The sequence below is a fragment of the Pseudomonas brenneri genome, assembly GCF_007858285.1.
GTDB lineage: Bacteria > Pseudomonadota > Gammaproteobacteria > Pseudomonadales > Pseudomonadaceae > Aquipseudomonas > Aquipseudomonas brenneri.
In genome coordinates, this window is sequence record NZ_VFIL01000009.1 from 44,934 (window position 1) to 62,266 (window position 17,333).

Here is a 17,333-nt window from a genome sequence, read left to right on the forward strand (position 1 = left end):
AGGGCCAAGGATAAATTTTTGATTTTCTTTTGTCGGTTTTCCATCCCCGTCCGGGATACCTCTTGAAAGCCAATCAAGAAGCGTTCTCACGGGGAGTCCTGCAATGCCGCACCACCCAATCCAACCTCTGGCCCGCGCCTTGCGCCGTGGCCTGTTTATCAGTGTGCTGGCGACTGTGCCAGTCGTCCCGAGCATGGTTCAGGCCCAGGAGAGCGCCGGTGAAGCCTTGCGCCAATACAACATTCCTGCCGGCAGCCTGGACCAGGCGTTGAACCGTTTCGCCAGCGCATCGGGGATTTTGCTTTCGGTGGATGCGGCGCTGACTTCAGGCAAACGCAGCCCTGGCTTGCAGGGTCGCTATGCCACTGGACCTGGGTTGGAGCAGTTGTTGGCGGGCAGCGGCCTGGTGGCGATGCAGTCCGGTGGTGGCTGGTCGGTGCAGGCCATTTCGGGGGACGGCTCGGTGCAATTGGGCGCGACTCGGATCAGCGCCCAGCAGGCCCAGGAAAGCGCCTGGGGCCCGGTCGACGGCATCGTCGCCACGCGGAGCGCCACGGGCAGCAAGACCGATGCGGCACTGGTGGAAATCCCCCAGACCATCAACGTCATCACCGCCGCCGAAATCAAGGCGCGGGGTGCGCAAAGCGTGACCCAGGCGTTGCTCTACACCCCAGGCATGAGCGCCGGTGGTTTTTCCGACCGAGTGAAGCTGTTCGATGAGCCGACCTCCCGTGGTTTCTCGCCGACGCCCCTGTACCTTGACGGCCTGCACTTGCCGTACGGCGGTGGCAGTACCGGCGGCGCGTTGCAGATCGAGCCCTATTCCCTGGAGCGCATCGAAGTGCTCAAGGGCCCGGCATCGGTGCTGTATGGGCACAACCAGCCGGGCGGCATCGTCAATATGGTCAGCAAGCGCCCCAGCGAGACCCCGGTGCGCCAGGTGGTGCTTGAAGCCGGCACCTACGAGCACAAGAGCGCGGCCATCGACCTCAGTGGCCCGCTGGATGACCAAGGCCAATTCTTCTATCGCCTCACTGGACGACTCAAGGACGAACAGGGCGAGATCGACTACTTCGAAAACAAGCGGCAATTCATCGCGCCCAGCCTGACCTGGCGACCCAATGACGACACCAGCCTGACTCTGTTCGCCCAATATCAGAAAGACAAGGGCGTGCCCGAAGCCCAGGGGCTGCCGGCCTCCGGGACGATCTGGAAAAATCCGAACGGCAAGATCGACCGTGATCTGTTTATCGGTGAACCGGGCGTCAACAAATACAACCGCGAACAGGTCGCCTTCGGCTACGAGTTGTCCCATCGTTTGAACGACACCTGGACCCTCAAGCAAAACGCGCGCTATGCCGAAGTGGACGACCGCTACGTGGCGCCGTTGCACGGCTATCGGTTTGTCGCCAACCCGGCCACCGGCGCCATGGATCAACGCTACCTGCAGCGCTTCGGTGTGGATTGGAAGCAGAACAACAAAGTCATCGGCGTGGATAACATCGCCCAGGCCGAGTTCAACACCGGCGAGTTTTCCCACACGCTGATCGTGGGCCTGGATTACTACCACTCCAACTCCAGGTTCCTCGGCCTCTATGACCGCAACCCACCGATCATCGACCTGTTCACGCCGGTCTACGGCCAGCCGCTGAATTTTGGCCAGCCGTACCGCTGGGACAACACCATCACCCAGACCGGCCTGTATGTGCAGGACCAGATCAAGTGGGACAAGTGGGCGCTGGTGCTGGGCGGGCGTTATGACTGGGCCAACGTGGTCAACAAGGTGCCGCTGAGTGGCGACCGCACCAGCAGCAAGGACCAGGCATTCACCGGTCGCGCAGGCCTGGTATACCTGTTCGATAACGGGCTGGCGCCGTTTATCAGCTACTCGGAATCCTTCCTGCCGCTGTCCGGCACCGATGCCAACCAGAAGCCCTTTGACCCGTCCACCGGCAACCAGTACGAAGTCGGCGTGAAGTACCAGCCGCCGGGCCAGGAAAGTTTTGTGCAGGTCTCGGTCTACCAACTGGACCAGGAAAATATCCTGACGGCCATTCCGCTGACCAACTTCAGCAGCCAGAGCGGGGCCATGCGTTCGCGCGGCGTCGAGTTCGAAGCCAAGGCGGTGTTGAACGATGCCTGGGATGTGGTCGCTTCGGCGGCGCGCAACGACATCAAGTACACCAAGGACAACGAGGGGCGCGAAGGCCGCCACCCGGCGGGCATCTCGCCGCTGACAGCGGCGTTGTGGGTCAACTACACCGTCGTTGGCGACAGCCCGCTGGCCGGTCTCGGCGCAGGTATCGGCGCGCGTTACTCGCGCAAAAGTCTTGGCGACTACTACGCCGGCGCGTTCAGTGTGCCGTCCTACACCGTCTACGATGCCAGCCTGAGCTACGACCTGGGCGCCTCGCCCCTGAAGCTCAAAGGCGTCAAGTTGGCGATGAATGTGCAGAACCTCGACAACAAAACCTACGTCTCACAGTGCACCAGCGACCTGGATTGCTACTACGGCGAAGGGCGCACGGTGGTGTCGAGCCTGACGTACGACTGGTAAGGCTCTCAAGGAGAGTCTGCTGTGGCGGCCGGGCAAGCTCGGCCTCTACATCGCAGGCGTACTGCAGGCGGCCACTGCACCTCTAGTCGGATTACGCGCCATTCGCTGTCCTGCCGGTTGACGGTGTTGGCGAGTTTCTCCCAAGATAACTCATTGCAAACTTAATCTGGTGAGACCGCCCCATGAGCGCTCAACTTTCCCCCATTGTGTCCGAGTTCGAAACTGAAGATCAGGCGGCCAGTTACGACCGCTGGTTTCGTGAGAAAGTCTTGGAGGCAATGAACAGCGACAAGCCCCGCTTGCCTCATGACGAAGCAATGGCCACGGTTCAGTCTGCTCTAGACGAGCGTAGGAAGTCCCGTGCAAGTAGTGCGCTGGACTGAAGAAGCTACCACCGACCTGGTGGAAATCATCGACTACATAGATCAGCGCAATCCTCTTGCAGCCGAGGTGTTGTATAGCACCATTTTGAGGGCAGTCGAAGGCCTGCCATCGGCCCCTTATTTGTTCAGGCCAGGTAGGGTTCCTGGATCTCGTGAGTGTGTGGTGCATCCCAATTACCTGGTGGTTTACCAGATAGTGACCGATAGCATCGACGTACTTCGCGTGCTTCACGCCCGCCGTGAGTATCCCTGATCCACCGATCGTCTTTAATGACCGCGCTTAGGTTCATGGATTCTGCAAAAACACCACATACCCGCCAAACCACTCACTCTCCTTCAAATACTCCGGCTCCTGCCAATCCCCGCCCTGGATCAAGCCGATCTTGAACGGTAGCCCCAGCCGGTTCATCCGTGGCAGGTACGCCGCGTAATCCGGGATGCTGTGGCGCCCCTGGTAGGTCTGCACCACCACTTCATCCACCACCCCTTTGAGCTGGGCGATGGCGGCCGGGTCGGCGTTGCTGCTCCAGTCCATCAGGCCGGTGATGCTCAGGCGCAAATCCTTTGGCAGGCGCTGGCGCAAATCCTTGAGGAAGTCGGCGTATTCGTGCAGGTATTGGGTGCGGGCGTCGAAGTCGATCTGGATACCCACCACCGGGTTGCCCGCGGTTTTCCAGCGCTGCACCTGCCCCAGCAATTTTGTGTAGACCGGCTCTGGCCAACGCAGGGTGTGGGCGCGGTAGACCACCCACACCTGGCCCTGGCGGATGCGCGGCACGCTCATGCCCTGGGCGATGAACTGCACGCCACGTTCGGGGTGGCGGCGGGTCGAGTTGATCTGGCCCTGGAGGATGTACAGGGTCCTGGCCTGCTTGAGCACCGGCTGTGGTACGACGCCGCTCCACAGCCAGAAAGCGTCATAGTCGTAGGCGTCGACGGTGGCGAAGGCCGGGCTCGCCAACAGCAGCAAGCCTAGCCACAGGTGTTTCACCAGTAGTACTGCAGCGACTTGCCCCACTGCGTGTCGGCAAACCCGCTTTTCAACTGACGGAACCAGCCCTTGCGCACCGCCTTGTCCACGTCCTCACCACCGCAGCTGTTATAGCCCGAAGGCGCGTAACAGTTGATCGCCCGGAACAGCGCATAGGCCTTGTCGTCACGGGGCGCCTTGGGGTTGGCGATCACCTGTTGATAACCATCGAGCCGCGAGAAGGTTTCACCGGTGAAGCCCGATGGGGTGCTGCCCAGACTGCCGGCCGAGCGCGCCTCTTCCAGGGGCATGCCGTCCAGGCCGTTACGCAGGATGAACTCACCCAGGCAATTGAGGCCGCGTGGGTTTTTCGCGTCGTTTTGCAAGGTGCTGGCGGTTTGCGCGATGGTCGGGCAGGTGTAGCCGGACGGCGCCTTGTCGCCGCTCCAGCGGAACAAGGTCAGCGCCTGGCCGCCGTCGTACACGTAGCCCAGGCTGGTGCCGATCTTGTCTGCGGCAGGGGAGGCCGGCAGTTGCTGCAAATCCTCGGCAAAAGTCGCGAACTGGCCGCGCAGCAGGTCTTTGTAGAGCAACACAAATTGCGCGGTGCTGCGCTCCAGCGGGTCGCTGGCCTGGCTGATCTGCTGGCGCAACAACTCTGGGCCGGCCACGCTGCGCAGCAGGATATAGCGCACTTGCGGGGTCTGGATCGGCGAGTCGGCGGTGAACACTTTGGCCAATTGGCCGCTGCGCTCGTAGTTCATTGCCAGGGCCAGTTCCAGTTGCTCGCGCTGCAAGGGCAGCTTGGCGTGCGACAGCAGTTGTAGCCACAGTGCCTCGGCGCCTTTCCAGTCCTGCCTGGCTTCCAGGGCCAAGCCGCGAAGGGTCTGCTGGCTGAAGGCGAAGTAATCCAGGCTTGATGGCACGTCTTGTGGCAGATGCTTCAACGCCTTGTCGGGCTGGTGCTCGACATACAGGGCGAACGCGGCCTGCAAGTAGTCGTACAGCGCAGGCTCGTTGGCAAACGCGGCCTTTTGCGCATCAAGGGTGGCGCGGGTCATATTGAGCAGGTTGTTGGCGCGCATCCACATCAGGTCGTTGATCGCCAGCAGCAGTGGGTTGCGGATGGTTTCGGCATAGCTGGTCAGCAGCTTGTTGTCGGTTTCTTCAACCAGTTCATCGATAGACCCATTGCGCTCGGCATCGCTGGCCTCGGTCAGTTGCCAGGCGTAGTCGTCTGCCAGCTTGGCCGCATCGCCCGCCAGCCAGTGAACCCGGCGTAGCAGGCCGCGAGCGGAGGCCGCATAGTCGCCCTGTGGATAAGTTTTCAGGTAGCTGAGGAAGCTATGCTCGGCTTCGCCCAGGGCGGACTTATCCACAGCCTTGCGCTGGGGCATGCCGTATTCGTCGAAGGCGTTTTCCTGGGCATGGTTGAGCGACGCGCGGGCGATCATGTACACCGCCGTTTCTTTCAGCCAGGGCAGCGTTGTGACGGTGACCGCGGCAAACCCGCGCTCGGCATATACAAAGCGCCCGCTGTAAAAGTCGGATGCGGCGAGCAAATAGGTCGTCAGTTCCCGACCCTGGGTCGATGTCATCAGCTGCGGCTCCAGCAGCACTTCGCCCTGCCAGTCACAGGTGCCAAGCAATTTCAGGCGTGCATTGGCCAGCAGCACCCGTTCATTTGCCGGCACATCGGCCTTGATCACTTGGCGTACAAAGTCGGTGGCACTCTGCACATTGTTGCTGCGGCAGCGGCTGCCTTCGCCCCACAGGAACTGGTCACCCGCTGGCGCCGTCGTGGTATCGCGCTGGATACCCAGCGAGGCCAGCAATTGTGTCAACTCGGCGCTTTGTTCCTCGGCCGATTCTGCGGCAGATGGGGCAGGGACTAGGCGATACACCGGGAACGGCACCGGGCCGAATCCCTGGGCCAGGTCATCTGCGCCCAGCGCATTGGGCGTCAGCGGCGCATTCTTTTTGGCCGCGAGCAATAGACGCAAGTTGGTCCGACTGTCATTGCCGGGGCTCAGAAAGGGCACGTTGCTGCACGCGGTCAGCGAGTCCTGGGATACGCGCCAGTCGGGGTAGCACGAGTCGTCGCCACTGGCCTGGGCCTGTAGGGATACACCGGCACACAGTGCCAGGGTCAGGGATGACAGAAGACCGATGCGCATGAATTGTCCTTATTCCGGGAGGCCGTGAATGCCGCTGGGCGAAAGGTGCAGATGATAGCGTGAACATTGCAAAATGTTGCACAGAAGGCCGTCAATCTGTGGGTTTTATCGGTCTAGACTGTAGTCAATCACCTAGTCTCGGAGTTGCCATGGAATCGCCTGTCCACACCCTGCCGTCGTTGTTCAAACAGCTCGGGCTGCCCGATGACGCCACCAGCATTGAGCGTTTTGTTGCGGTGCATTCACCGCTCAAGCCAGAGTTGAAACTCGAAGATGCGTTTTTCTGGACGGATAGCCAGAAGGCATTTTTGCGCGAAGAGATTCTGGAGGATGCGGATTGGGCGCAAGTGATGGATGAGTTGAATCTGCTGCTGAGGGCTGGGAGGGATAGACCGGCTGGTTAGTTCATCAATACATCTTCCATAGGATAGCTCGGTCTTGAGTTGGGAAATTTCCGACTTCTCAAACTGAGTTAGATGATAGAGGGAAGTGAAAAAAATGGTTATCAACAGGCGCACATTGTCTCCTGTTGGAAAAGCCATATGAGTGGAAAGCCCGCCGCCCGCGTTACGGACCCTACGGCATGCCCAATGTCGGGGCATGGCAGCAACCCTATAATCGAAGGTTCTCCTGACGTCTTCTTCGATGGCTTGCCCGCAGCACGCCAAGGTGATGTATCTACTTGTGCAAGCCGGATTAGCACTGGTGTGTCTTCGACGGTTTTCATCAACGGAAAACCTGCCGCAACGCTCGGCAGCGTCGGTGAACATGGCAACGTGATCATCGGCGGGTCGGGAACCGTGTTCATCGGTGACAGATTCACACCGTCCCCGCTCACTCCCCTTGCGCCGTTGAGCAGTTCCATAGCCCCTTACTCCGGACGCTTTCAACTCATAGATCAGGAAACCGGCCAACCTATTGGTGGTCGCAAGGTAAAGGTATGGTCGAGTGCCGGCTGGAGCACGTTCGACACCACCAATGGCGAAGGCATGACATCGTGGGTTAACCACGATACGTCGCAGGCTATCTATATTGGCCTAGTGCCGGGCGACGAAGCATGAATGATCAACCCGGCCTGTCTCAGGGTGGCATGAGCCCCGAAGGCACGACCAACCCCGTGGGCATCCTGAAGCCGAAGCTCGGTCTCCAGGACAGGAAAGTACTGTGCTCGGCAATTTGCTATTGCAGCGGCACACCTAACATCAGCCAAGATGGCAGGAATCTTAAACAGGGCTGTGTGGCACAGCGCCTTGGGGAGCTTGACGAGATTCTCCAGGGGCGCAGTCCGTATAGGGCCGAGGTCAGTTACGACATGACCAAGCGTCCACCACAGCCAATCCTCGACAGTCAAACAGGGACCAGCCCTCATGGCTGGATACCGGGCTGGATCAACAAGTACTGGAATGAAGACCCAGAACATCCACCGTTCAAGGCCGGTACAGGGATGATTCGCCGGCCCGATGTGGTGATCGTTAAGGATTCGACCAAGCCACCAACTCAGGACAACATCAAGCAAGTAGTGGAGATGAAATTTCCGCCTGATCCACCGAATACTCGACAGGCGCAGGGCTATGCAAAAATTGCTGGCAACAAAAACAAGGTCGTTGAGATGACATCCACCGAATGTGACTGTAGCCAGGAAAATCAGCAGTCCAACGTGCCAGTGGCGCAGCTTGGCTGGGCCGCAGCCATCGCTGGTGGCGTGATGTTTATCCTGACGCGTGGCCGCTCCCCTCGGCCAATGATCCCCGCTTACTGATTCGGAGGAAGCTCGATGGAGCCGGAATTCAATGTAGCCGAAGAGCTTGCCAAGCAACCACACCTGCTGGAAATACCCGGCCACCTGTTGATGAAGGGCGGGGCCCAGAACTATATCGGCGCAGTACTTTGCCTGCGGGCAACGCTGTATTTCAAGGAGGCCCATACACCATTGGTGCGCGAAGCGTTATGCAAGTGCTTCGACGACTTCAAGTGGCTGGCCGAGCCCCATCTCACTTGGCTCTGGCGTGAGGAGCCTAGACAGGGTCAACCACTGTCAGCGTATGGTCAGGCAAAGTCACTGCGTGAAATGCTGAGCGCAATGGATGAAGACGACTACCTCAGCTTCTACTACCTCAACGGCAAGCAATCCAACGACGCTAGCGCTTGGCTCTTCGATATTTTTGGCATGCAGGGATGGTCGGCAAAGATGGGGGATGAGCTCAGCGTCCTGCAGTTCTCAGTACCGCTTTTGTACCAAGAGCAGAGCCCACTCAGTTTCCTGCGCTTGTTCCTAGGCTCCGCGCGCCGATTAGTCCCCGAGCAGGGCTACGCGGGGCATGCCTTCAATCTTTCCGTCACCAACCGGGATAGCAATGAGCCTACTGAAGCCTTTATGGCGGCGCGCATGCCTGGATTGGATGTAGGCACAGCCGCTCTGTTGGCCAATATCCCCGAATTCAAACCCACAAAAATCAAGACGGTCAGTTGGCTGACCTTGCTCGACCAAGCACGCCTGGATCTTGTTGGCGGCCTGGATGGCCTGCGTGCGCAGCTACCGTCCAGCCATTTTGCCTTCTATGACTACGGTAACGGCGTAGTGATCCAGGCCGGTGCATACCCGTATCTTGGCGGGGATGCCGATGATCCGAAACCGGCGGCCTACGTGTTGTTGAACCATGTGCTCAAGGACATCCGCTACGAGACTGTAGGTTCACTGCACGGTGGCTCTCATGATGGCGAGTTGCGGCTGGTGGACTGGTCGGCTGATCAGTGGCTCAAGCGCTTGGATGTGGACGCAGACGATATACCTGCCTGGCGTGCCAAGTTACTTCGCGATGAACCCTGCTTGGATGCTACAAACACCCTGCCGGGGCGGTTGTAGAATCGATGGGCTGACCACCTACGAATACAAGGATGGCGAAAATGAATAGGAAAAAGGTGTGGTGGTTGTGGGGCGGGTTGGATGCTATTTATCTCACTTGGTATTTTCTAAACAGCTTACTTGGCGGTCGAGTTCCTTTTTTTAGCGATATCGCCAGCGCTGTGAATATTTTTCCGGATCACGGTTCAGTGCAGATTTATATATTTGCTTTTAACTTGGTTCTTCAAGTTTCGGTTGTTTTTTCTTGTGCGTTATTTTTATTGCAAAAAACACAGGTTAAATGGCTTGTATATTTACAAACTCCTTTGCGTCTTATTTTTATAGTGCCCTCTGTTTCGATTTTGTTGATTGGCGCTCGCGTATTTCCAGATTACAACGTTATTTTTATGGCTGTCTTAGTGGTGATTTCCGAGGCTGCAAAAGTCTGGAGTGTTCGGCGGTATGGTCAGAAAAGTTGATCGGGCGCGCTGAAAACCTTCACCTTTGATGGAAACTGTCCTATTCGCCGCTCAAGCCGGAGTTGAAACGCGAAGCGCGGCTTTCTGGACGGATAGCCAGAAGGCTTTTTTGCGTGTAGGAGCGAGCTTGCTCGCGAAGGTCGTCAACGATGACGTGGGTACCCTGGATCAGCGCGGTGTCTTGGCGTTTTTTCGCGAGCAAGCTCGCTCCTACAGAGGGGGCTGCCGCCTATCCGCGAATTTGTATCAAAACTTGACGAGATTCCATCCATCCACCATATTGATAGTTAGCAAACTAACTGTATGCGAACTATCCCGTGTCCCAATCCCTCGAACACCTTCACATGAGCCTCAGCAGCAGCATGGTGGCTGGCGCCCGTCACTGGCGCAAAATCTGCCAGAGCACCCTGGTGAGCTACGGTATTTCCGAAGCCTGTGCGGTGCCTTTACTGATGATCGGCCGTCTCGGCGACGGTGTGCATCAAGTCAAGGTGGCCCAGGCCTCGGGGATGGAAAGCCCGTCCCTGGTGCGCCTGCTCGACCAACTGTGCAGCAGTGGTTATGTGTGCCGCACCGAAGATATCCACGACCGCCGCGCCAAGGCCTTGAGCCTCACCGAGCGCGGTCGTGAGCTGGTGCAAGCGGTGGAAGCACAACTGGTGCGCCTGCGCCGTGAAGTGCTGGCCGATATTGCGCCTACCGATATGGAAGCCGCGCTGCGTGTGCTGCGCGCCTTTGAGGCGGCGACACTTTGAACGGATTTTTCAGTGGCTTCCCGCCCGCCCGCGACTGGTTCTACGGTGTGCGTACCTTCGCCGCCTCGATGATCGCGTTGTACATCGCCATGCTCATGCAAATGCCGCGTCCGTATTGGGCGATGGCCACGGTGTATATCGTCTCCAGCCCGTTTGTCGGCCCCACCAGTTCCAAGGCGTTGTACCGCGCCATCGGCACCTTGATGGGCGCGGCGGCGGCGGTGTTTTTTGTGCCGATGTTTGTGCAGTCGCCCTACATTCTGGTGGTGGTGATCGCGTTGTGGACGGGCACTTTGCTGTTCCTCTCCATGCACCTGCGCACGGCCAATAACTACGCCTTGATGCTGGCCGGCTACACCCTGCCGCTGATCGCCCTGCCGGTGGTGGATAACCCCCTGGCGGTGTGGGATGTGGCCGAGGCGCGGACCGAAGAAATCTTCCTCGGTATCGCGGTGGCCGCCGTGGTGGGCGCGATGTTCTGGCCGCGCCGCCTTATGCCGGTGTTCGATGGTTCGGTGGCCCAGTGGTTTGCCGATGCCCAGGTCTACAGCCAGCGCTTTCTGATGCGCAATGTGCAGCCTGAAGAAGTCAGCAACCTGCGCGGCGCTATGGTCGCCACCTTCAACACCCTCGAATTGATGATCGGCCAGTTGCCCCATGAAGGCGCACGGCCGCAGACAGTGCGTAACACCAAAGAACTGCGTGGGCGCATGATCCACCTGCTGCCGGTGGTGGATGCACTGGATGATGCGTTGTACGCCATCGAACACCGTGCCCCGCAGTTTCTCGATCGTCTCACACCGATACTCCAAGCCACCCAGCAATGGCTGGAAGACACCCGACAAGGCGCACCGCTGGAAAGCTGGCGCGCCTTGCGCGACCAGTTAGACGCCCTGCAACCCCAAGGCGAAGCGCTGGACGATCGCCACACCCTGCTGTTTTCCAACGCGCTGTACCGCCTTGGTGAGTGGATCGACTTGTGGCAAGACTGCCGCAGCCTGCAAGCCGCCATTGAGTGCGAAAGCCAGGACACCTGGCGCGCCGTCTACCGTCACTGGCGCCTAGGCCGACTCACGCCATTCCTCGACCGTGGCCTGATGTTTTACTCGGCGTTCTCCACCGTCACCGCGATCATCGTCGCCTCGGTGCTGTGGATTCTGCTGGGCTGGACCGACGGCGGCAGTGCGGTGATTCTGGCGGCGGTGGCGTGCAGCTTCTTCGCCTCGATGGACGACCCGGCGCCGCAGATTTATCGGTTCTTTTTCTGGACGGCGATGTCGGTGCTGTTCGCCAGTCTCTACCTGTTTCTGGTGCTGCCCAACCTGCACGATTTCCCGATGCTGGTGCTGGCGTTCGCCGTACCGTTTATCTGCATCGGCACCCTCACCGTGCAGCCGCGCTTTTACCTGGGCATGTTGCTGACGCTGGTGAACACCTCGTCATTCATCAGTATCCAGGGGGCCTATGACGCGGACTTCCTCAACTTCGCCAACGTCAACCTGGCCGGTCCCGTGGGCCTGCTGTTTGCCTTTGTGTGGACGCTGATCGCCCGGCCCTTTGGCGCCGAACTGGCGGCCAAGCGCCTGACCCGCTTCAGTTGGCGCGATATTGTCGGCCTCACCGAACCTGCGACCCTGGCCGAGCACCGGCACATGGCCGTGCAAATGCTCGACCGCCTGATGCAGCACCTGCCGCGCCTGGCCCTCACCGGCCAGGACACCGGTATTGCCCTGCGTGATTTGCGGGTGGCACTGAACCTGCTCGACCTGCTGGCCTACTCGCCGCGCATCCTTGGCGTGCCACGGGTGTTGCTCAACCAAGTGGTCGAAGGCGTCGGGGCTTACTTCAAGGCCTGTCTTAAAGCCGGTGAGCGCTTGCCCGCGCCCAGCGGCCTGCTGATGACCCTCGATCGCACCCGCCGCGCGCTCAACGGCCAGGGCCTGCAAGGCGAGGACGATACCCGCCTGCACCTGTTGCACGCCTTGGCCGGCCTGCGCCTGGCGCTGTTGCCTGGGGTTGAATTCATTGGCGGCGCCGAGATGCAAGCGCCGCTGCCTGATGGAGCGCCTCTATGATCGGTGACCTGGACATCAGCGGGGTGTTCCTGCCCACGCTGCTGGTGCTGATGGGCATTACGTATGGCTTTTACCTGGTGGTGCACGGGTTGTTGACCCGTGCCCACTTCTATCGCCTGGTCTGGCACCGGGCATTATTCAATGTGGCTCTCTACGCGCTGTTGCTGGGCGCTGTGGACTCACTCAGTCGATACCTGATGACATGAAAAAACCTTTTTTGACGATTGGCCGTGTGGTCCTGACGCTGTTGGTAGTGACCTTTGCCTGCGTCGTGGTCTGGCGCATGGTGATGTACTACATGTTTGCCCCCTGGACCCGCGACGGGCATATCCGTGCCGATATCGTGCAGATCGCCCCGGACGTGTCCGGGCTGATCCAGCAAGTGGACGTGCGCGACAACCAGTTGGTGACCCGTGGCCAAGTGTTGTTTGCCGTCGACCAGGACCGCTTCAAGCTCGCCTTGCGCCAGGCCCAGGCCGCCGTGGCCGACCGCCAGGAAACCCTGGCCCAGGCCCAACGCGAAGCCAAGCGCAACCGTGGCCTGGGCAACCTGGTAGCCAGCGAGCAATTGGAAGAAAGCCAGTCCCGCGTGGCTCGCGCCCAGTCGGCCCTGGCCGAAGCGCTGGTGACGGTGGACAGCGCCCAGCTCAACCTCGACCGCTCGGTGATCCGCAGCCCGGTGGACGGCTACGTCAACGACCGCGCGCCCCGGGCCCAGGAATTTGTCACCGCCGGGCGCCCGGTGCTGTCGGTGGTGGACAGTAATTCCTTCCATATCGACGGCTATTTTGAAGAGACCAAGCTGGACGGCATTCATGTCGGCCAGAGCGTGGATATCCGCGTGGTCGGTGATAACGCGCGCTTGCGCGGCCATGTGCAGAGCATCGTCGCCGGGATCGAAGACCGCGACCGCACCAGCGGCGCCAACCTGCTGCCCAACGTCAACCCGGCATTCAGTTGGGTGCGCCTGGCCCAGCGGATCCCGGTGCGCATTGCCTTTGACGATGTGCCGGCAGACTTCCGCATGATTGCCGGGCGCACCGCCACCGTGTCGATCATCGCGGACCAGCCCAAGCCCGGAGACCGGCCATGAAGCGACTGCTGGCGACCGCTGGGCTGGGGTTGTTGCTGTCTGCCTGCCAGGTGGTCGGCCCGGACTATCACCTGCCGGACGAAGCCGCCGTGAACCGTGGCGACCTGCAAGGCCAACTGGCCGGGCAGGGCAGCACTGTAGTCTCGGCCCCGGTGCCCGCCGACTGGTGGAAGTTGTACCAGGACCCGCGCCTGGATGAGCTGGTGCGTCAGGCCATGGCCTCCAACACCGACTTGCGCGTGGCGGCGGCCAACCTGCAACGGGCGCGTTTCCAGGTACAGGAAGCGCAATCGGCGGGCGGTTGGAGCGGCGGGGTCAAGCTCGGCGCCCAGCGTTTGCAGGAGTCCGGCGAAGCCTTTTTGCTGGCGGACAAGGTACCGGTGGCCAATGTCGGTGATATCGGCATCACCACCTCTTATCAGTTCGACCTGTTTGGCACCTTGCAGCGCGGCATCGAAGGCGCCCAGGCCAATGCCGATGCGACCCAGGCCGCCGTCGATACCGCGCGCATCACCCTGGTGGCGGACGTGGTGCGCTCCTACACCCAGGTCTGCGCGGCCAACGAAGAGCTGGACATTGCCCGCCATTCCCTCGACCTGCAAGCCCAAGGCACGCGCCTGACCCAGCGCCTGCGTGACGCTGGGCGCGGTGATGAAACCCAGGTCACCCGTTCGCAAACCCAGTTCAAGTCGCTGCGTGCCGAACTGCCGCGCTTTGAGGCCGCGCGCCAGGCCGGGTTGTTCCGCCTGTCGATGCTGCTGGCCAAGCCCGTGGACCAACTGCCCGCCGGCACCCGTGAGTGCGCCGAGCTGCCGCATATTGCCCAATTGCTGCCGGTGGGCGATGGTGCGGCGCTGCTCAAGCGCAGGCCGGATGTACGCCAGGCCGAGCGCCGGCTGGCGGCCTCGACGGCGGGAATTGGTGTGGCCACCGGCGAGTTGTACCCGGACATCAGCATCGGTGCCTCCATCGGCACCGTCGGCATTATCGACAACCTTGGCAAACCGGCCACCAACCGTTGGGGCTTCGGCCCGCTGTTGAGCTGGACGGTGCCGTCCAACGGCTCACGCGCGCGCATCCATGAAGCCGAAGCCGCGGCCCAGGGCGCCCTGGCGCATTTTGACGGTGTGGTGCTCAACGCTATCCGCGAGACCCAGACCGGCCTGGCGCAATACACCGCGCAACTGCAGCGCCGCGATGCGCTGGCCGAGGCCGAGCAGTCGGCGCAACAGGCCGCCGACCAGACGCACCGCTTTTTCCAGGCGGGGCGTGAGTCGTTCCTCGCCGATTTGCAAGCCACCCGCACCTACACCGACATGCGCGCCCAACTGGCGCAGGCCAACACCCAAGTGGCGATGAGCCAGATCGACTTGTTCCTGGCCCTGGGCGGTGGCTGGGAAAGCGGACGAACGCACGGTGCAGAACCCGGCAAACCCTGAGGCGATTGCTATGCTTTGATCAGACGGGCTTTCGTGATGGCCCGCTGATCACTGCCTGCGTTGTTCATGGGGATTCCAATAATGAAAAACCCTTATGCTCCCGCTTTCTGGTGCGTGCTTTTCGCCCTGGTGTTGTTATCGGCGACGTACTTCTATGGCGTCATGCTGGCCCATCAACTCGACAAGGCCATGGTGTTCCTCGACAGCGCCTGTGCGCTGATCGCCGCGTTATCCGTGGGCGTGGTGGCCTGGGCGTCCTACCAGAGCCAGCGCACCCAGAAAAAACTCCTCGACCAAGGCAAGACACGGGTAGCGATCTGGGATACCAAGGTCGCCCTGCGCCGGGTCGAGACTGTGTTCGACCGCTATTTCTGGGGCAGCTACTGGCAACCTGGGCGCACGTTCCAGGAAGTCATGGGCGAGCTGACCGGCACACCGCTGGAAAAAAGCCTCGAAGCCTTGAAAAAACAATGCGTGGTACTCGACCGGCAAGTGGCCGAAGGGCGGCATTGGCTGAACAACGCCCGGGAGCTGTCCGACGTCGCCACCGCCATGGCTCGCGAGCGTTACCAGTTGGATTTCTACGATCCCAAGGCCGACACGCCGGGCAATGCGGTGATCCATCGCGAATTTGAAGTGCTGGTGTACACCTGGACCGCACGGCTCAAAAGCTTCGACCACCAACTCGATGAGATCGAGACCGAATACCTGGAGCGCCCGTAGCCGGGTGGTCGGCCAGTCAAGGGCATTGCGTCATGCCCCCCTGCCAGTGCTAACCTTGCCCGGTTTCCGGCGGGCTTGAGCCGACACTCCACTTCGGAGGTCAGGGAAGACAGCCCACATCGCACAGGATTGGATCAGGTCACTTCATGAATAAATCAGCCGTTGTACTCTTGGGTTTTGTTGCCGCCGTCGGCGTGGTCAGTGCCGGTGGTGCCTGGTACACCGGCAGCCAGTTGGAAGGGGTGTTGAAAACCTCGATCGAAGACGCGAACAAGGAAATGGAACGCTCCCTGGCCGGCGTCGATGGCCGCATGACCCTGGAGATGGTCTCCCTGGATCGTGGCTGGTTCAGCAGCACCGGCCACTTCCGCCTCAAGGCGCAAGGCGCGGTGTTCGGTGAGCAGTTCAAAGACAGTGAGTTGCTGTTTGTCGACAATATCGAGCACGGCCCGCTGCCGTTTTCGCGCCTGATGAGCCTCAAGTTGTGGCCGGTGCTGGCTTCCAGCCATCTGGCCCTTGAGAAAAACCCGACCACCGAAAAATGGTTCGCTGCCACTAAAGACGTGTCGCCTATCAAAGGTGTGGCCAACATCGGCTTCAACCGTTCGGTGAACGGCACGCTGGAACTGCTGCCCCTGGAGTTCAAGGACGCCACCAACAGCGTCAACTTCTCCGGCATGAAGCTCGACTTCTTCAACACTGCCAAAGGCGAAGAGATCAAGGTTGACGGCTATATGGACGCCTTCAAGATCTCCCTGGTCGACCCCAAAGGTGCACCGTTCCAGGCCGAGCTCAATGGCCTGACGCTGGCGAGCAACCTGTCCAAGACCAACTTCGGGTTCTACATCGGCAAGAACACCGTCGGGCTGAGCAACAGCAAGTTCACTTTTGGCCCGCAGCAAGCTGTGCTGAACATCAAGGGCTTCGAGCAGAAAGACAGCAGCGACACCCAAGACAACAACATGCAGGGTCGCGTTGATTACAAAATCACCGAGATCACTTACCAGGGCAAACCCGTGGGTTCGGCAGCCATGGCGATCAGCATGAAAAACATCGACGTGCCGGCGGCGATGGTGCTGACCAAGCTGTATCAGGACAAGATGCAACCGGTGCAGGCCGCTCAAGCGGCTGGGCAGCCGATTCCTGAGCTGCAACTGAGCGAAGCCGAGCAAGCGCTGGCCCAGGCCAACGTTGAACAACTGTTGGCCGCCAAGCCACAAGTGGCCCTGGAAAACCTGTCCCTCAAGACCGCCAATGGCGAAAGCCGCTTCAGCCTGGTGGTGGACATGACCAAACCGTCCACCATGGAACTGCCACCTGTTGAGCTGGGCAAGCAGATCATCACGCTGCTCGATGCCAACCTGACCCTGTCCAAGCCGATGATTGGCGATGTTGCCGCCCTGCAAGCGCAGATCGATGGCGTGACCGATCCGAAAGCCATTGAGCAGCAGTCCCAGATGGCCAGCGAGATGCTCAGCGGCATGGCCGTTGGCACACAACTGGCGACCCTGGAAGGCAACGACATCCTGGCCAAGCTGCACTACGCCAACAATGAAGTGACCTTCAACGGCCAGAAAATGACCGTCGAGCAGTTCATCGGCGGCGTACTGGGCAAACTGGGTGCGGTCAGCGGCGCGCAGTAAGCCTCTGTAGGCCGGCACCGACCCAAAATGTGGGAGCGGGCTTGCTCGCGAATGCGGTGGGTCAGTCATGGATATGTTGACTGATACACCGCATTCGCGAGCAAGCCCGCTCCCACATCTGATCTCCATTGGCTTGTAGGGCGATTCTGAACAATTGTCCTGATTTGTCCTATTCCGTACCCTTCTCAGGGATATTG

The 17,333-nt window shown here is 60.3% G+C and carries 18 protein-coding genes; 15 read left to right on the top strand and 3 right to left on the bottom strand.

Annotated features, from left to right (window positions below; all coding sequences use genetic code 11):
* The first annotated feature begins 103 nt into the window (after positions 1-103).
* From FJD34_RS19705 to FJD34_RS19715, 3 genes are all read left to right on the top strand, one after another.
* Positions 104-2,557, top strand: a complete 2,454-nt coding sequence (locus FJD34_RS19705; protein WP_090292638.1) for a TonB-dependent siderophore receptor — start codon at positions 104-106, stop codon at positions 2,555-2,557.
* Positions 2,558-2,739: 182 nt separating this feature from the next.
* Positions 2,740-2,940: a type II toxin-antitoxin system RelB family antitoxin gene (gene relB, locus FJD34_RS28455; protein ID WP_090292639.1), complete on the top strand. Its 201-nt coding sequence runs from the start codon at positions 2,740-2,742 to the stop codon at positions 2,938-2,940.
* The gene (locus tag FJD34_RS19715; protein ID WP_082445496.1) at positions 2,918-3,193 is read left to right on the top strand and encodes a type II toxin-antitoxin system RelE/ParE family toxin; all 276 of its coding nucleotides are present in this window, start codon (positions 2,918-2,920) and stop codon (positions 3,191-3,193) included. The genes relB and FJD34_RS19715 overlap by 23 nt, the downstream gene beginning before the upstream one ends.
* Positions 3,194-3,226: 33 nt before the next feature.
* Here the strand turns inward: FJD34_RS19715 and FJD34_RS19720 are convergent, their stop codons facing one another.
* A complete protein-coding gene (locus tag FJD34_RS19720; RefSeq protein ID WP_032856487.1) occupies positions 3,227-3,931 on the bottom strand; it encodes a DUF3142 domain-containing protein in 705 nt (234 codons plus the stop codon).
* The gene (locus FJD34_RS19725; protein WP_090292640.1) at positions 3,928-6,087 is read right to left on the bottom strand and encodes an outer membrane assembly lipoprotein YfiO; all 2,160 of its coding nucleotides are present in this window, start codon (positions 6,085-6,087) and stop codon (positions 3,928-3,930) included. Before FJD34_RS19725 ends, FJD34_RS19720 begins: the two co-directional genes overlap by 4 nt.
* Before the next feature lie 149 nt (positions 6,088-6,236).
* Between FJD34_RS19725 and FJD34_RS19730 the strand changes: the two genes are divergently transcribed.
* The 5 genes from FJD34_RS19730 to FJD34_RS19750 all read left to right on the top strand — a co-directional run bounded on the left by FJD34_RS19730 (position 6,237) and on the right by FJD34_RS19750 (position 9,408).
* The gene (locus tag FJD34_RS19730) at positions 6,237-6,491 is read left to right on the top strand and encodes a DUF2789 domain-containing protein (protein ID WP_065943940.1); all 255 of its coding nucleotides are present in this window, start codon (positions 6,237-6,239) and stop codon (positions 6,489-6,491) included.
* A gap of 138 nt (positions 6,492-6,629) precedes the next feature.
* Complete coding sequence (locus FJD34_RS19735) at positions 6,630-7,148, top strand: PAAR domain-containing protein (RefSeq protein WP_065943941.1); 519 nt, start codon at positions 6,630-6,632, stop codon at positions 7,146-7,148.
* Positions 7,145-7,846, top strand: a complete 702-nt coding sequence (locus FJD34_RS19740; RefSeq protein WP_090292642.1) for a VRR-NUC domain-containing protein — start codon at positions 7,145-7,147, stop codon at positions 7,844-7,846. Before FJD34_RS19735 ends, FJD34_RS19740 begins: the two co-directional genes overlap by 4 nt.
* 15 nt (positions 7,847-7,861) lie before the next feature.
* On the top strand, positions 7,862-8,950 hold the full coding sequence (locus tag FJD34_RS19745) for a DUF3396 domain-containing protein (RefSeq protein ID WP_090292644.1): 1,089 nt from the start codon (positions 7,862-7,864) through the stop codon (positions 8,948-8,950).
* 41 nt (positions 8,951-8,991) lie between these two features.
* Positions 8,992-9,408 (top strand): hypothetical protein, encoded by a 417-nt coding sequence (locus FJD34_RS19750; protein ID WP_065943944.1) that lies wholly within the window; start codon positions 8,992-8,994, stop codon positions 9,406-9,408.
* A gap of 40 nt (positions 9,409-9,448) precedes the next feature.
* On the opposite strand, the gene FJD34_RS28100 is transcribed toward FJD34_RS19750, so the two are convergent.
* Positions 9,449-9,610: a hypothetical protein gene (locus tag FJD34_RS28100; protein ID WP_157695994.1), complete on the bottom strand. Its 162-nt coding sequence runs from the start codon at positions 9,608-9,610 to the stop codon at positions 9,449-9,451.
* A 142-nt stretch (positions 9,611-9,752) separates the two neighbouring features.
* Here FJD34_RS28100 and FJD34_RS19755 point away from each other — a divergent pair, with 142 nt between their 5' ends.
* From FJD34_RS19755 to FJD34_RS19785, 7 genes are all read left to right on the top strand, one after another.
* Positions 9,753-10,163 (top strand): MarR family winged helix-turn-helix transcriptional regulator, encoded by a 411-nt coding sequence (locus FJD34_RS19755; RefSeq protein WP_090292646.1) that lies wholly within the window; start codon positions 9,753-9,755, stop codon positions 10,161-10,163.
* A complete protein-coding gene (locus FJD34_RS19760; RefSeq protein WP_065943946.1) occupies positions 10,160-12,238 on the top strand; it encodes an FUSC family protein in 2,079 nt (692 codons plus the stop codon). The genes FJD34_RS19755 and FJD34_RS19760 overlap by 4 nt, the downstream gene beginning before the upstream one ends.
* Positions 12,235-12,444, top strand: coding sequence for a DUF1656 domain-containing protein (locus FJD34_RS19765; RefSeq protein ID WP_032856492.1), 210 nt, complete (start codon positions 12,235-12,237; stop codon positions 12,442-12,444). Before FJD34_RS19760 ends, FJD34_RS19765 begins: the two co-directional genes overlap by 4 nt.
* Positions 12,441-13,331, top strand: a complete 891-nt coding sequence (locus FJD34_RS19770) for an efflux RND transporter periplasmic adaptor subunit (protein ID WP_090292647.1) — start codon at positions 12,441-12,443, stop codon at positions 13,329-13,331. Before FJD34_RS19765 ends, FJD34_RS19770 begins: the two co-directional genes overlap by 4 nt.
* Entirely contained in the window at positions 13,328-14,770 is a 1,443-nt protein-coding gene (locus FJD34_RS19775; protein WP_090292649.1) for an efflux transporter outer membrane subunit, read from the top strand. Before FJD34_RS19770 ends, FJD34_RS19775 begins: the two co-directional genes overlap by 4 nt.
* A gap of 81 nt (positions 14,771-14,851) precedes the next feature.
* A complete protein-coding gene (locus FJD34_RS19780; protein WP_032856495.1) occupies positions 14,852-15,493 on the top strand; it encodes a hypothetical protein in 642 nt (213 codons plus the stop codon).
* 146 nt (positions 15,494-15,639) lie between these two features.
* Positions 15,640-17,136, top strand: coding sequence for a YdgA family protein (locus FJD34_RS19785; protein WP_090292651.1), 1,497 nt, complete (start codon positions 15,640-15,642; stop codon positions 17,134-17,136).
* Positions 17,137-17,333 lie beyond the last annotated feature (197 nt).